Source organism: Gammaproteobacteria bacterium, assembly GCA_029882975.1.
Classification (GTDB): domain Bacteria; phylum Pseudomonadota; class Gammaproteobacteria; order SZUA-152; family SZUA-152; genus JAJDNG01.
The window spans coordinates 14,412-30,636 of record JAOUJW010000039.1 but is presented as its reverse complement, the minus strand read 5'-3'; the positions used below and the strand labels follow the sequence as shown (position 1 = coordinate 30,636).

General features: G+C 43.7%; 15 protein-coding genes. 10 read left to right on the top strand and 5 right to left on the bottom strand.

The features are described from left to right. Window positions 1-6: 6 nt before the first annotated feature. The 5 genes from OEY58_20480 to OEY58_20460 all read right to left on the bottom strand — a co-directional run bounded on the left by OEY58_20480 (window position 7) and on the right by OEY58_20460 (window position 4,791). Window positions 7-1,095: a hypothetical protein gene (locus OEY58_20480; GenBank protein MDH5327839.1), complete on the bottom strand. Its 1,089-nt coding sequence runs from the start codon at window positions 1,093-1,095 to the stop codon at window positions 7-9. Window positions 1,096-1,473: 378 nt separating this feature from the next. Next, window positions 1,474-2,370: a transglutaminase-like domain-containing protein gene (locus tag OEY58_20475; GenBank protein ID MDH5327838.1), complete on the bottom strand. Its 897-nt coding sequence runs from the start codon at window positions 2,368-2,370 to the stop codon at window positions 1,474-1,476. A gap of 12 nt (window positions 2,371-2,382) precedes the next feature. Then, window positions 2,383-3,159: a rhodanese-like domain-containing protein gene (locus OEY58_20470; protein ID MDH5327837.1), complete on the bottom strand. Its 777-nt coding sequence runs from the start codon at window positions 3,157-3,159 to the stop codon at window positions 2,383-2,385. Window positions 3,160-3,413: 254 nt separating this feature from the next. Further along, a complete protein-coding gene (locus OEY58_20465; GenBank protein ID MDH5327836.1) occupies window positions 3,414-4,151 on the bottom strand; it encodes an FprA family A-type flavoprotein in 738 nt (245 codons plus the stop codon). A gap of 22 nt (window positions 4,152-4,173) precedes the next feature. Continuing rightward, a complete protein-coding gene (locus OEY58_20460; GenBank protein MDH5327835.1) occupies window positions 4,174-4,791 on the bottom strand; it encodes a hypothetical protein in 618 nt (205 codons plus the stop codon). 533 nt (window positions 4,792-5,324) lie between these two features. Here OEY58_20460 and OEY58_20455 point away from each other — a divergent pair. The 10 genes from OEY58_20455 (at window position 5,325) to OEY58_20410 (ending at window position 16,181) form a co-directional block, all read left to right on the top strand. Further along, window positions 5,325-7,001 (top strand): diguanylate cyclase, encoded by a 1,677-nt coding sequence (locus OEY58_20455; protein MDH5327834.1) that lies wholly within the window; start codon window positions 5,325-5,327, stop codon window positions 6,999-7,001. Between the two features lie 936 nt (window positions 7,002-7,937). After that, on the top strand, window positions 7,938-8,144 hold the full coding sequence (locus OEY58_20450; protein ID MDH5327833.1) for a hypothetical protein: 207 nt from the start codon (window positions 7,938-7,940) through the stop codon (window positions 8,142-8,144). Continuing rightward, on the top strand, window positions 8,144-8,395 hold the full coding sequence (locus OEY58_20445; protein ID MDH5327832.1) for a hypothetical protein: 252 nt from the start codon (window positions 8,144-8,146) through the stop codon (window positions 8,393-8,395). Before OEY58_20450 ends, OEY58_20445 begins: the two co-directional genes overlap by 1 nt. 2 nt (window positions 8,396-8,397) lie before the next feature. After that, a complete protein-coding gene (locus tag OEY58_20440) occupies window positions 8,398-9,057 on the top strand; it encodes a M50 family metallopeptidase (protein ID MDH5327831.1) in 660 nt (219 codons plus the stop codon). A gap of 192 nt (window positions 9,058-9,249) precedes the next feature. Then, window positions 9,250-10,359: a hypothetical protein gene (locus OEY58_20435; protein ID MDH5327830.1), complete on the top strand. Its 1,110-nt coding sequence runs from the start codon at window positions 9,250-9,252 to the stop codon at window positions 10,357-10,359. Beyond that, a complete protein-coding gene (locus OEY58_20430) occupies window positions 10,343-11,533 on the top strand; it encodes a hypothetical protein (protein ID MDH5327829.1) in 1,191 nt (396 codons plus the stop codon). The genes OEY58_20435 and OEY58_20430 overlap by 17 nt, the downstream gene beginning before the upstream one ends. Continuing rightward, the gene (locus tag OEY58_20425; GenBank protein ID MDH5327828.1) at window positions 11,517-13,448 is read left to right on the top strand and encodes an ATP-binding protein; all 1,932 of its coding nucleotides are present in this window, start codon (window positions 11,517-11,519) and stop codon (window positions 13,446-13,448) included. The genes OEY58_20430 and OEY58_20425 overlap by 17 nt, the downstream gene beginning before the upstream one ends. A gap of 12 nt (window positions 13,449-13,460) precedes the next feature. After that, a complete protein-coding gene (locus tag OEY58_20420) occupies window positions 13,461-14,768 on the top strand; it encodes a hypothetical protein (protein MDH5327827.1) in 1,308 nt (435 codons plus the stop codon). Further along, window positions 14,765-15,640 (top strand): hypothetical protein, encoded by an 876-nt coding sequence (locus tag OEY58_20415; GenBank protein ID MDH5327826.1) that lies wholly within the window; start codon window positions 14,765-14,767, stop codon window positions 15,638-15,640. The genes OEY58_20420 and OEY58_20415 overlap by 4 nt, the downstream gene beginning before the upstream one ends. Window position 15,641: 1 nt before the next feature. Next, complete coding sequence (locus OEY58_20410) at window positions 15,642-16,181, top strand: hypothetical protein (protein ID MDH5327825.1); 540 nt, start codon at window positions 15,642-15,644, stop codon at window positions 16,179-16,181. Window positions 16,182-16,225: the final 44 nt, after the last annotated feature.

Sequence of the window (16,225 nt, the reverse complement as noted above, 5' to 3'; positions counted from 1 at the left end):
CAATTCCTAAGATATTTTTTCATTTGAATTCGTTTCTTCCGATTCGTATCCCGATTGAGGAACCACTATTTTTCCTCGAAATGGTATTGACCTTAAGCCTGCCAATTCGTACAACCCAAATTCTTCGCTTATTAAACTTAAGTGTTTTCGAGGATCCAATATCCGAAGTGCGAAATAGTTCGATGGCTCCGAGATAGGCTCATAGGTTTCCTCGTCCAATACATGCCATCGTTCCTCATCGAAGTATTCCACCCAAACATTGATTTTTGTAATATTCTCATTCCTGCCTTTCAAAACCGTACCCAAAACCGTTCTCGCTGGTATTTTTGCGGCACTCAACAGCGCTGAAAGTGCTAGATTTCTTTTTATTAAGTCGTGATCTATATCAGGTTTATTGCCTATTTTTCTACGTATAGGCGCTTTTGGAATTTTATTGCCGGACTCGTCGTTCAATCTACCCATGATATCCTGCAAGTTTTCCTTGTCTATATTTTTGAACCAAGACAATAACCGATGAAAGTTTTGAGCTTTCCCAGGCATTACTTCCCCGTGGGGCTTACTGGATTTCTGCGTAGATAAAACGCTCTCTACTTGAGGACCAAGAATCATTTCGTATCTTTTGAGAGACTGATAGTCTGGGGGGTCATAGTTAGGTGTGTTTGAAAATGAGACTTCAGCCCTAACATGCACTTTCAGCGATTCATCGTTTTGAAAATTCTTTAGTTTAAGAAAAAGCGTTCGGTTTCCGTAGCCATCGAATAAAATACGCTTTTCCACTATAGCAGGATGCTTAACATCCACACGAAGATCTTCAACTTTTTGGAAAGCACTCCTACCTACCAGCAAATGCAATCTAGCCTCTCCATTTTTCAACACTCTGGAAGTTTGGTTTGTTACCCCCAGAGAATACTCAATAGTTTTACTAATAGGATAGTGACCTTGTTCTCCCTTGTACTTCCGAGCATCGAAATGAGTGACTAATTCTTTTTCTACTATCGAAAACACTGCAATGAGACTAAATATTGCAAGCAAAACAATAAATATGATTTTTCGACTTATCTGCTTTGGAAGTTGCGAATTGGTTGCTGACAACACTTTCCTTATCCCCTATACACCTATATCATTATTTTGGCACAGCAAAACCTATAAACAGCGCTCGGCGTTTATTCAATACGAACAATGGGACTAACTGGGAATTGCTACGTGATCAATAGACTGGACATGCAATGGTTCCTCCCCAACCAATAACTACGCTATTATTTGTTTTTACATTTTCTTGTTGCGAATTAAGTCTACGAGGAGAGCAAGTACGGATTTCCGACTCATAGTGATGCACTTAATTTTAGAGAATATAGCAGATAATCCAAATGTGTCTACATTGTTAAATAAATTTATTTTAGAAAGATTGCAACTCGATTAAAACTTGCGTGGGGTTTATTCAAAAAGGTTAAAGTTTAAACTCAGACAAACGCTTCAATTCATTCTCACCGATAAGCCTTCACCTACGAACGCAAAGCGTTGCGAATTACTCAACGGCGATGAACGGTTTTTAGTGCTGGTATGGCCGACTATTCGCATCGCGATATAGTGAGATTGGTTAGTCATGTATTTTTTATTTTGCGGATCTATGATGCGCCAGGCGTTTTCAAGATAGGCTTCCGACCAATTGTGATAGTCCGTGGGCTTGAGGATTCGGTCTTCGCTATAAACGTATCCGCCGATGCCTCGCGATGGGATTTGGTTGGCTCGAAGCAACGCCGTGTTTAAATACATGTATTCGGTACAATCGCCCTGGCGCGACTTCATTGCGTATAAGGCCCCTCTTTCGTCTTTGATGTAGCCCGCGTACTTGATGTTGTTAGCCACCCAATTGAAGGTTTTTTCCGCTGTGTGCTGTTGCTTTGCTTGTTTTATTTGTAGCGCCAATTGCTTTATGTTGGGCGAACTAATTTCCATGAAGGATTCTTCTGCCAAGAATCGTTCTAAATGGTTTTCATCTGTCTTGTTTGCTTGAGTCGAAAATAACACATCCGCTTTTATGTTGATGATTTCAGTGGCAAACGGGGGTAATTTATCAAAGGAAAAATGCAATATCTGGTTTCCCAATTCGTCTTGTTGTAGTTCATAAGGGTGTGATGCTTCTATCACTCCGCTTTTTTGCCATGAGGTTTGCTTCACCGGTGCGTACGCCCAGAATTCAGCATTTTGGATGATTTGAGTGCTGGTATTTTGCAAGGTAAAACTATAGCGAATGTTTCTCTTTATAGTGTATGGGTTTTTTTCCGTATGCTTGTTGTACAAAAAACTTGCGGACACAGCTAGCAAAGCCACGATAGCTATTGACACGGTGATTGTTTTGTTACCCAACATACTTAATCCCTGCTATTGGCATTGAGAGCGTTTATTACTGACCAGTTTTCGTTCGCCAGCATATCGACCCAAATAGCGAACATAATTGCTCATGCTGTTTTGCATGTAGAAAATATTGTATTTTTTCATTAACGGTAGTGAAGCTGCTTTTTCGAATTCGTGCTTGTTGGTGAACACCAGGTTGTTGACTTGCGATCCTTTTCCAAGTGCCTGTTGTATGTTTTTAACGAAAGATTTTTGCTTTTGCTCACGTTTAACAAACAACGCGTTTTTCAAAAGCTTACCACCCTGTGCCGCTGTCACGGACGCGAAAGCACCGGCTTGTTTTTGTGTAGACACCAGTTTCCAATTAGGGTCGTTCCGTATAGCGTATAACTCTTTTTCGCTAACAGTATTTAACTCTAATTGCGCCACTCTATCGCCTTCCATGTCACCAAAGGATTTGCGCCAGGCCGGGAGTCCCCCTTTTAGCACATGGATATCGTTAAATTGAAGTTTGCGCAAAGACTGACAGAGATTGACCAATGACTCTTCATTTTTTCCATCGTTAACCAATACCAATTTCTTGTCGCGTAAATAATTTTTCGTCTTGATGGTATAGCTTGAGAAATTCACTGAACCCGAGATCCAATATTTTTTGTAATCCAATTTTGATCTGGTATCAATGATTAGATATGCACTTTTCTTTGATTGAGCCCTGTAAGAGTCCACAGACATCAAACAATCATCCGCCGCTTGGACCAGTGGTACACATTCGATTAATAGCAAAATGGCCAATATTCTAGTCATTCGCGCTTCCTGTTTTATCCATTACACCTGATCATAACCTGATCGTCCGTTACTACCAGGTTATGAGTATATATAAAGAATCAACAATTGCCACAGGTTATTTTTAAACAGACTATTCTTATTTTTTGTAATAATTATTAGTCACCATTGAACCACTCCCGTTACCACCCAAATTATGAGCAGCATAAATGGTTCAACTGGTTGGAAAGAAGGGCAAAGCTACCGCGGATTTGATTTTAATTTTTCGAATGGATTTATGCTGCCGACACCACAGTACCCACTTCGAGGTTTTCAAACCAATCGAGAAACCGTTTTACGTCGTCGCCTTTAAATATTCGCCCGTGCTGTGGCGCCATGTATTCTATGTCCAATTGACGAACTCGTTTTATCCAGTCGTTTTTAGCTCTGTTTGAGGGCATCCATCGCTGATGAAACAATTTCATTTTGTTTACGTGTTCGTCAAAATCCTCAACAAATACCGGGGCACCCGTCGGCTCCAGTGCTGCGCCTACGTCGCCACTCATTAGTATTTTTGCGACGGAGTCATAAACATGAAAGTTACCGGAGGCATGAAGATAATGTGCAGGTATAAATTCGAGAGTGAGCGAGCCCAGCTGCAGAGAACCGCCTTCATCAGGAATCGCTCGGTAGTTGATATTGTTCATACCGAAATGTGTTAGAAACCCCTGCCATAACCAGGGAGCGTGTAACACTGCGTGTGGTAATGCCTGATCCCACAACCCCAATGAAGATATAATATCCGGGTCTTGATGAGATGCAAACAAATCGGTGATTTTCTCTACATCCACATGATGTAGAATGGCACCCAGCATGGGAGCAAATACTTCTATACCACCGGGGTCCATAAGCAAGGCACGTTCACCCGCTATCACCATATATTGGTTGGTATCTATTATAGCTTCCGGTTTCGACGGATCTCGCCCGAACATGATCCATTGATGTCCTTGGTCGTATAATTTTGTGGATAGCATCCCTATTCCCTTTTGTGTTGGCCTAACGGTTACTCACCATACTTAAGCACTGATAACTGTGTAGAACTTTTTCCTTTATGTACACGGAAGCGGTTTCCAAATTATTGGCCACGACCTCCAGTTTGGAACGGTATTCACCGGAATCGGCAGTGACAATGCGCGAAACCGATGCGATCGCTCGCGCTGCCAGCATGTTTTCGTCCATGGCTTCCAGCCGGAACACCAAATCTCTCATGGCCTTTTTATACTCCGCCATAGAACGTAACATATTATTTTCCACGCGCTTCATTGCCGCATCCAAGGTAGCTATGTATCTGGCATCCTGACTTTGGCTTTTTACCGTTAAAAAACGTTGGTAGGCATCATATTGACGTTGATTTTCAACAGCGATTCTCGACAACATTAAGGCTGCGTCACTGATCTCATTGACCCCTTCCATAGCTATTTGAGAAATTTCATCGATAAACGTGGTGATGGGTTGAAATCCTCGCCCCTTGTCCCCTGCCTGAGCAGATATCACCATGGCGTTTTTTGCCGCAAGAGATACACCCCATGCCACTTGTTTTACGCTATGCAATACGGCAGCGATACTGGCTAGCGCAACCAGATCATTGTCAAATTTGTCGGAGTTTGTATTCATATACTGTGTGCTTTTTAACGGCAAAGGACGGGAAATATTGATACGCTACGGGATATGATAGTTGGAGAGCAATTTACGAAGGGCCACAAACTCAATAAATAGAAAGGCTTATACAGGAGTGACAGGTAACATAAGCGGCTGCGCAATTGTAAAAATTGTTGTTACGATTAAATCCGGTAGAAATACAAAAGTGCCACCCCCCCGGTTTCCGTTAAAACTCCCACTTACATGGACAACTGCTCTATTCGATTTGCTACTACGTATTTTTACTAGGAATGGTACCCATTGAACCGGCAACGCTTAAGTTCAACTACGGAGTCTTTCAAAGAACTCAAACTCGCACCGTTCTGGGGCACAATTTCGGTTTTTCCCCAATCGCAACTCATAATCACGACAGGACACGTAGACACTCAGAAATATTACGTAAGAGATTGATTAAAAGCACTATTTTAAGTAGTGAATTTCACAACATTGTGACAAAAAACCTACCGAGGCTTCTATATTTTGTGCAATTGCTGTCGTAAAGTACAGGTATGATCAGTCTTAAATCAACTCATCCACTTCAGGATAAAATTGTTGTTGCCACTGCTGTTAGCGGAATTGTTATCACTTTACTGTTTTGCTGGGGCTTATATTTGTCCAATCGTGATTTGGCAACGGGCGAATTTAACTGGGAGGCTTCCCGGTTACTGGTACTCTTATCAAACAACATAAACAAAAGCATTAATTCCTTACACTATCTGTCCACTTTTTATGACAGTAGTGAAGAAGTCACATATGAGGAGTTTCAAGAGTACACCAAAAGCTTTTCAACTTTGCACCCGGAAGTAAAAGCATGGGAATGGGTACCATTGGTACGGGGAGCCACCCGTGACAAGCACGAACAAAAAATTTCCAAAAATATTATTGGCTACAAAATTACCGAAATGGACTCTAACCGAAACCTGATTTTGGCAAATAAGCGACCCTTTTATTATCCTGTGACCTTTATACATCCTCAGGCAGGAAATACGAATGCCATGGGATTCGACCTGAATTCAAGTGATTCCCGAAGACAATTTATAGAAAAGACGATTGCCAGAAACGCTCTTACTATTTCCACTCGAGTCCGTTTAGTCCAGGAAGACAGTGAATCCTATTCGGTACTGGCAGCTATACCGGTTTTAAAAAGGAACACGTATTCGCCTTTGTTGAAAATAGATAGCCCGCAAATACTTGGGTTGGTTGTGTGCGTGATACGAATAGACGATATCATCGACAAAACCTTTTTAGGAAATTTTGCACGAGGTGTGTCGCTATCGGTGTCTCAAAAACACGATAGAGTCACTATGTACAAAAAAGGTGAAGCAAATAATTTTAACCAGCACTCTTTTAATGAGGACATTCGAGTCGCCAATCAGATATGGAACGTTACCATTTCCAGCGACTTGAGTCGTTACGGAGCAAGAAATTTCTATGAATTGACCGTACCGTTCATTTTTGGCATTTTCCTGTCGATTTGCTTATCAGGCTATCTATTTATGTTACGTTCCAGCAGGAAGCGTATCCTGAGCATAAATACGCGTCTCAGCCAGGAGATAAAAAAACGAAATCAATACGAACAAGAACTGATTAAAACCAATTTGCAATTGAAAAAACTGTCAAAATACGACCCGGTAATGAAAATTGCGAACCGCCATGCTTTTAACGATTATCTTCGTTCGGAATTGAAACGCGCAAAAAGAACCGGATTTCCCCTGTCTTTACTCATTGCTGATATAGATAATTTTAAAGCATACAACGATACGTATGGCCATGTTATAGGTGATCATTGTCTGGCCTTAGTCGCAGGAGTATTTAAGGAAAATGCCAATCGACCTGCCGATCTGCCGGCGCGATACGGAGGCGAGGAAATTGCCGTTATTTTACCGGAAACCTTCGAGGAAGGGGCAAAAATGGTGGCCGAAAACATTCGCAATGCGGTATCCACGTTATCCATTCCTCATGAAAAATCCGATGTTGCCACTGTAGTCACAATCAGCATAGGAGTTATCACGGTTACCAAAGTAGAAAGCTATATGTCAGATGAGTGGATAATACAATCAGCAGACAAAGCACTCTATGAAGCCAAACACAGCGGTAAAAACAAGGTGAGTGTAGCCACGCTTGACGATAATCCTGACGGTTTAACGCACAACAACGTTACTGCTATTGGATTTCAATCCAAGTAAGACATCGGCCAATCGGAACAATCCTGTATTTATCTATATTTAACAACGAGTTGTGATGTTTTTTATTCCTAAACCACACCAGCGGTTGTGCTATTTAGAATAGTTTGTCAAATATCATTGTTATTGACTTTGTTTTCCACCAACCCTTTTATTTACTTGAAAACTATACGTAAACTGCAAGAATTATAATATGACCGTGGATTAAACTTGCGAGAAACACAGGCAAATACAACAAACAAAAAAGTACATCAGCAATTTGACTTGGTCTAATTGCGGCCATGCATTACTTGATTTCCAAGCTTTGTTGCAGGGAGAAACGAGTTGTACATTGCCAGGCCAATTATAGCGTCCCCCCAAGTGCGTCTTGTCGTACTTGCATCCATTTCTCTTGCTCTTGGACTCGTCGTTTACCTGGTGGCCCGTGAGGCCGGTTCCACCCGATTCCTGCCAACGGCACTGCATATCGGCTTGACCGACATTACTCCCGTACAAGGGTTCTTCGGTAATCTGCCCAGTTTTTTCCACGTGTATGCGTTTATTTTGTACTCCGCTGCAGTGGTGGAGCCAAATCGTAAAAACATACTTCTTATTTGCATCACGTGGTTATGTATTGAAACTATTTTAGAAATACTCCAAAGCCCATCTGTACTCAGAAACGGAATGATGCGAGATGTCTTAGGGACCGGTTATTACGACCCTTTGGACATCTTGTCTCTCACGCTGGGAACCATAGCTGCTTATATCTCCGTTCAGCTAATAACAAAGAGAAGCCAGTCAACATATAAGTAAGTAGTTAAACTAAAACTGACCTCGAATATTTCCTGGATTTTACTCTCCCTGATCGTTTACCATCACGTTACACTGTAATACAGAACCTAAGGAAATAGAACCTAAGGTGATTATTTTCCCGGTACTATATATTTAAGGAAAGTTGTGATGCTGAGCAGGTATTTTTATACATTATTATTTATTCCTATATTTTTATTATCGGCTTGCGGTGGCGATGAGAGCAGCGAGCCCGGCAAACAGTTTTCGGTATCGACTCAAGCCTTGGTTTTTGATGCTGCCACCCCCGCCGTTAGCGTTAGCAGCCAAGCATCAAACGGCAACCTTGTGGAAACTCCTATCGACGCCAACCGCTGATGGGAAGATTACCCATTACGTCCACAGCGGTCGCCTTTAGCCTGGATGGCAACAGCCTTTATGCACTGGACAGCAGTACCTTGAGAAAATACGATCTGAGCAATCCGGATATTAACAGCGTCCTCCCTGAAATTGGAACGGGTGTGGCTATTTCCACTCCCGGCAGTTATCCAAAGATGCTATTGAGCGCAGATGGTGGCACTGTTTTTCTGGCAGGTACCAGTCGAGTGGTCATACAACCGGCATTTTGATAATGCCGGCAATTCCGCTGAAACCGCATATCACCTTTTTGCTTTTGGTGCTAGGAGCCATTGGCTTGTCTCAAGTACCGGTGCTTCACTGGCCCTTTTCCTGGTTGGAAACCTATTTCCATGAAATCTCACATGGGATTGCGGCTATACTCAGTGGCGGCAGCATTCGTAATATCGAGTTGAATTTCGACGGCAGTGGAGTCTGTTATACAATTGGCGGTCGCGGCGCACTGATTGCTTTTTCCGGTTACCTGGGAGCGGCTTTATGGGGGGCTTTAATATATCTGGGTGCACGTATGACAGGTGCAGTCAGCCATTGGATGGCTTTACTCATGGCAGTGCTCATCGGAATCAGCGGTTTACTGTGGGCCCGCGATGCGACCAGCTGGATTATTTTGATTGTTATTTGCTCAATCTTGTCTGTCGCCTTCTATTTCACCCTGGGTCGTATCTTTCCTGTGTTGATTGAATTTTCCGGTATCTATGTCATGGTCAGTGCCATTAGAGCACCCACATTTTTATTGGGAAGTACGACAAAAAACGATGCCGCTCAATTGGCACAGCTCACACATGTACCCACCATCGTTTGGATTAGCGCTTGGTGTGTTATATCCCTTGCTGTGTTGTTTTTGGTTTGGAGAAACCAAGCCCGGCTTAGGTGACAATGGGCCAAAAATAGCCAATAATGTAACACCGAGACAACATTTCGCCCTGTAAGTTCAAGTTCTTAGCGTGTGAATGTTAACAATTGAATTATTTTTGACCACCCCCACTTATGGTTTAATGTGTCTGTATTTACAGACGGTGCTTTGCACAGCTTAAACCATTAACAGACCAATAAAGGTAACAAGAACATGAAAGAAAATATGGAGCTGCTGCGGGAAAAATCCCAAAAACTGGAGTCCTTACGCAAACAGCGTCAAAGTCTCACCAATGATCTTTACCAGGGTTTGGAACAGTCTGAGAAACTTTACCAGGGCATGAACGTGGAAGGCCTCAAAACGGCTGATAGCACCTTGTCCAAACTGGATCAAGGCTTGGAGCAATACGGCAGCTTTAATGGCACCATTGCCGATTTGTCCACTGGGCTTACGGACAGTTTGGGTGCATACGTTCAATTCGCCGCGGAGAGCAAGAACTACCGAGGCTGGGAAAAACTGGTGCGCTTGTTCTCTACCGATAGCGCCAACCGAATGCGCGTAACCCGTTTAAAGGAGCAAGGTCCGCGGGAAAACCTGAAAATGATTCTTGACTACGGTGAGCAACTGTATGATGAAATCATCAATGTGCGCGAAGATGCTTTGAGCAGTTACGCCCGCTTGCAAACCAATGTAGACATTATTGTTACGAAAATTTCCGAGTACGAACCACAGGAAGCGGCCTTAAAGGAAAAACTGGATGCCTTGACCGAAGCCTATGCGGAAATGGAAAACAAGTACAACCAAGCTGAGGCTTCCGAACAAGCCAAACTGGTGGAGGAAAAGGAAAACCTGTACAAACAATTAACCAATGTGCGTAACGAGCATGACCAAGTGCTGACCATTTACAATCAGGCGCAACAGGCTTACCAAGGCAATATTCAGTCTCGCGATGCCTTCGAAAAAATGGTACGTGATCTGGGTATTCAAGCCACTATGATCAAGGAAAAGATCGATAACGTAACCGATATCTACATGGCCGCACCGGAGGCGGTGAAAATCATGATGACCACCAAGGGGATGGAATCTCTGGATAAAGCCGTCAATGTGGCTACGGATCAGTCCATTGACATCATTACGCAATCGGCTCAGTCCGTCAGTGATGCCACCATGGCCCGAGCGGAAATTCAGCTGATTGATGAGCAAGTTATGCGTGGCTATATGAATCGTATGGAAGATACCATGAAAACTTTCAACGAACGCTACGACAAAGTAAGACAGCAGGCCAAAATGTCTCAGCAGGAACGCTATGGAGACAGCGAGTGAGCTTAGCCCCCTTGTGGTTTTGCACCGACAGGAATCGTCCGGCACTATGAAACGTATTCACGACAGTGACCAAATTTCAGTGGCCGGACGCTCCACCATGTCCAGTATTAAGGGGAAAAACTTTAAAACCCTTGAGATGGATGATGGTTTGTTGCACTTAAATGAATTGAAATCCATGTTGGCGCATATGTGGATGCTGTTTCAACAAGACGTGATTCAGTCCTTTAACAATCGTGCGCAGCTGCAGGATTTTTTGAAAATTCTGTTGGACGTCACCGACATTCTGCGCACTCGTATGCAACGCGACAAATTTCTTGATCGGGAAAGTATCGATCTGTCCATAGACCCAACGGAATCGGGCTTCCCCCTTTTCGTTCGTGATTTGCACTTCCTGAACAAGGAACGTAAATCCGCCTTAAGCAATGGTAACGAAAACGTCAGCAATAAACGTCTGGTGGACGATGCCCTGTTCAGTATTTTTCGCGGTGTTTTCCCTGCAGATATTGTCGAAGCGAAAATGACCAAGAATATTGTCACGGGACTGCGTAATATTCCGGAATTAAGCAGCATTCGCTTTGGAGAGCCGGTACAATTGGGCCACGAAGAGGACAACCACTTTGTCGTCTGCGTACAAAGACTGGAAGAAAACTTTAATACCCCGCGTTTTTACGCAGTGCATTTTAAGTTTCCTTCTGCCTCACCCGACGGCTCAACCTTGTTCTCGGAGTTACGAGAAGCCTTTTTAAAATGCACTAACCTCTCCATTGACAGAGAGCTGGATTATATGGCGGAAACCATAGAGGACATTCTTGGAATTCAAGTGCATTTAATTCAACGTATTGACGTGGGACCGTTTTACAACCGCTTTACGGAAAACCCGGACGCCGTACAGGAATTGCTCTCCAAAGGAGCGGATACCGACTCCATAATGACATTTAAAATGTATTCCGTTCATCGCATTGGTGAATCCAGCAATAAGAAGAACTGGATCAAAGCCTGGTTATCCGGCGACAGACATTTAGGACATTTTTCCAAAACACTGGTTACCCCAACGTTCATGATATTGCCGCACCGTTTGATTCAAAAAGCGCACTATCACAATATTAAAATAGACAGGCATGTAAAAATGTTTGGTCTCAGCGATCGTGGAGGCTTGTTTGAAAGCACAGAATAACCCCATCGACATCGGCCCGGATGAAATCGCTGTCCATAAGGACAGTGTTGAAAGCCTTTTTGTGGATTATTTTTATCAAAACCAATCCCATGCGCTACCCGAGCTGATCACCGGTTTGGATCCGGAAGAAAAATACATCATGAATGACACAGAACGCGGCACTTATATTACGCTGCGCGAAAGTTTTCAGGTTTTCAAAAGCGTCTACAAATTGCTGGCGGATAAAACCGACCTGAAACAAAAAATTATTGCCTCACCCGACGCCACTAAAGACCCGGCTATTGATTTGTTGCGGGGATTTTGCGGCAACTATGCAACTTTTTCGGCATCTGTTTATGCGCACAAAAAACTGGATGAACTGTTAAGCCAATCCGGTATTGATGATGAATTCGAAAAATTGGATTTATGTCAGATAAAACTGCAAACCCAGATTCAGGAAGAAGTGCTGATCAAGCGTCTTTTGGCCCCCATTGTGGTTAATTTGATCAAGCATCAAAAAGAATATGGTGTATTTAAAAACCGCAATGAGTTTCCGGCCTATTGCCGGGATATATTCGCGCACTACGTCGGTCTTGCAAAACAGCAATCTGCTACTTATCGGGGTTTTCTCCAACATTTATCGGGCTATCGATTTCGCATCATGGACAGCTATGTTGCGCTTGAGAGTTACGAAGATGTCAGCCTGCCCAGTGCAGCCGTGGCTCAGGTTAGTACTGCCTCGTTTCAGCCCATTCAGGCTCAAGATATTGTAGGCAACCGCTTGGCAAAAACCAAGATTCTGCGCTACATAGACCGACTGGCGTTATATGACCCGGAACAGGAACACAACCCCATTCTCGAACTTGGCGGTTTATCCTGGACCAACTTGTTTGATGGCCCACCCGGTACGGGCAAATCCTCCCTGTTTCGCCTGGCCATGACTTGCCTGGTCCAACGCTGTGAACAAGTGGGTCGACAACATCAGATTATTACCGTGGATCAATCCATCAAAGACGAGTTTTATGGAAAAACCGGAAAGATATTGCTGGAGAAACTAAACCAGACTCACAATACACAAAGTTTGTCCTTAGTGATTTTCGACGACATCGATCTACTCACTTCCACCCGTAGCGACGCACAAGGGGCAGACAACGATATTAACAATATCATAATGCAGTACCTTGACGGTGTATTTACGGTGCGGCGCGGTAACGTCATCAACTTCGCGGCATCGAACAAACCCACCGGGCTGGATTCAGCTATGCGTAACCGCTTTAGCGATCGCCTTCTCGTTGACGGTCCGGTGACCGCAGAGGACTTCGCCGATATGTTACATATCGTCGGCAAGAAAATGCTAAAGCAGAAATTGATTACTATGGATAATGCCTACGAACCCTTTGCGACCCAAAATGCAACTCAAAGCAATAACACTGGTGACGATGTTGCAGGTTATATGGCGGAACAGCTCAGACGATACAAAAAAGCCAGTATTCACGATTTTGGAAAATTCATGTTTGAATTAAAACAACAGAATGAACTCATTACCGGCCGCTCCACCAAAGCTATCATGGATGCTATTCTGGAACGCAGCGCCCGTTTCGATATACCGGAAGACTGGTTCACCGACAAAAACGTATATTTCAACAAGTCCTACGATCATAAAGTCGCTATGTTGCGGGATTTGTACCAACCCATCACGCCGGACGTACTGTTTCAAGAGGCGCAGCGATATTTTGACTCCGAACAGCGCTATGCTCAAACCGAAGCGGTTGAAGAAATTGTACGGCGCAAAAATTCGCTGAAATGGGATACCCAGGCACAGCTGGAATATTACAGATCGGAAACCGAACAATTGGGTGCGCCGCCACAGCGGAGCGCCGTCTCTGAGCTGCACAAAGTAAAAACCGAACTGAGCCGGTATTTATCCGACAAGTAGCCTGGATACTCAATGTTTATTACACATCACTTTGAAGATATTGTTCCTTATAAACTCATTCAAGTAGACGGGGAACTGGTAGACTCTTATAACCATGCCCTGAAGAAACTCATTGGCAAAGAAACCGCTTTAAAACAGTTCTGCATTGACAAGCGGGGGTTTTCCCCGGAAATTAACGCGGAACTGGGACCAAACTATTTGCAAAACAGTGCCGCCCACCGCTACATCATTGTTGTCACCCCTAACCAGGCTAAAGCAGACTTGCTCTATGATGAATTCTCTTTTGACAACGCCGTTATTGATTTTGTATATAAAAACTATTTGTCTGTGATTTCCACGGTAACCAGGATCGACTGCCTTTACGGCGAGCTCAACGATGGCGTACCCCATTTTCAGGGTGTGGAAGACTGCGCACTCATTAGCCGGGTAACCGTAGAATTGGATACCCCTACCCCCTTTTTTGAGCAAGCCAAACAGTTGCAAAACATGGTCAGTGAACTGCATTCGGATCCGGAATTATTAATAGAGAATCAAGCCGAACACTTGATGAATATGCTGACACTGGTGGAGCAAGTTGGAGATATCCGCAGCTTTAATTTTTCTGATATCGATGTGACAGTCAACATCGAGTGTTTCCACACACAATTTTTCGGTGGCACATATTTGTTCCGGTCATTACCGGATGCGTCGTTTTACCCGGTACGTAACCCTTATGCAGTCAACAAATTCAATCGTGGCGAAGCACGCCGCCGCTCCACCCATGAAAATGATAGAAACCGCCCCAAATCGGTTATTATATTTAATAATGACAACACTCCCCGCCCCTTAAAGAACGTGGAATATATCCACATCGACGATACCAGTACGGCCCTCTTATTTTTATTGCACAACTCACTGGCGACGATTAACTACAATCTCATACCGCAGAGAATCCGTCAATTGGAAGACTACTTACTTTTAAGCAAGGGGCACAATGTTTCCAATCTGTCCGAACCGGAACGACACCGTCTGATCAGTCAGCATCAAACGGATATGCCACCCATATACGAGTTGTTAATTTACGCCAACAGGGAATATCAGACCGACAATCTAATCAATATTCCCGCTGAGGTACAAGCGCGCATATTGTCGCCGATGGAGCTGCCAACGGCATCGTTCCATGCCTTGGAAAAATTATTATGCCATTGGTGGCCGTACGATATCGCAGCCGGATTAAGATTTAACAAACAAGCGTTGGGCGAACAGTTTTCAGAATTGGATCAACTCAGCAAAGAAATCATCAAACAATACTGTGTTAACTTGCTGGAGCAAACCTCGTGAGCGGTATTACGTTGCGTTTGTTACTAGGCGTTGTGCTGAGTTTGGCCGATTACACCTTTGCCGTGAGAAAACGTCGACAGCGGCAGGGGGACTACAACCGAGAAGTCTTGTTGGCCATCGAGCGTATTTTGGATCATCAATCGGGGAAAACGACAATTTCAGAATTCGGTGACTCCCAAACCACGGATTCCAAAACCGCGGATTCCAAAACCACGGACGCCAAAACCATTGATTCCAAAACAATGACTGACTCCATCACGTTAGTACGCGAACATCTCATTAACAAAAAGATTATCCGTGCCGACGTGAATCCTTTCAAACGCTTGTCTATGGCTTTGAGGAATATTTCCGGCGTCGAGATCATTAACAATCTATCACTACCGCTGCTTTTCGTTTTGTGTGTTGTATTGGAACTGGCTTACGATTTTTTAATTGGTATACATATCGCTTCTCCGGAGGAATCCGGTCTGCTAAGCCTATTGATTGCAGATTTTTACCAGATTCCCTTGCTCTTTTTCGGCTTTATACTGGGGCGTTGGATAAGGGATCTTTGGATGTTCGCTGAGAATACCGGAGAAACACAAAAAATTGAAGAAACCATCTCCCTGTGTGTTCACAATACGGCTTTGTTACAAACGCTTCTGAATGCGGATGCAGACAACAGCGATGATCTATGGGATTACCAAATTAAGTTGTCTCGAAACGGAGCCAAAATTCTGCGACAGATCAATGCAGTCGCCAAGCAAATGAGCGATGCCGCCATTGAAACTGCAGAAGAATTGGCAAGCTACCAAAAAAACAGGTCAGAACAACAAGCCCAGGAACAAGAACAACGCAGTCAACGCTTCGACGATTTAACCAAAGGTCGGTAGAATGTCAGAATCTATTATTGCTATAGTCAATCGAATTCACGACAAATACCTCCATGACATTCCCTCAAAGGACGCTACTCGAGGTGATCGTTTTAAAGCGTCCATGCGAAAACTGCTACAGTTTCTGCTCATGCGTAAAAAACTGGTACTGCTGGCATTGCTGCTACTCACCATCTGTTTTTTTGTTTTGCTGTTCCTGATGGAGGATTATCTCACAAAACGTCAGGCTTATCCTATACGACACGTTTTATTTCAATGCAACGAGACCGTGCAGTTTTCACGTGGGAAAATCGGCAGACAAGATCGGTTTTGGGATAGAGACGCCCGCACCATTATTCAAAAAGGTAACAGTGACGGCACCAAACTGGGTGATATTTTGGGTATTCAAAAACTGGAAACCACCGATGAAGGCGGTCAGTACCAACTGGAAGATAAAGACAAAACCCGAATCGCCTATGCCGTTACCAAACTGGAGCCGGTACAAGCCGCATTAGTTTTACCGGCACCCTGGATTTTCGTGAGACCTATGCTGAAATTTTAGGTGAGAACGATCGTTTCATCAATTATCGTATTATCCCGGAGCGC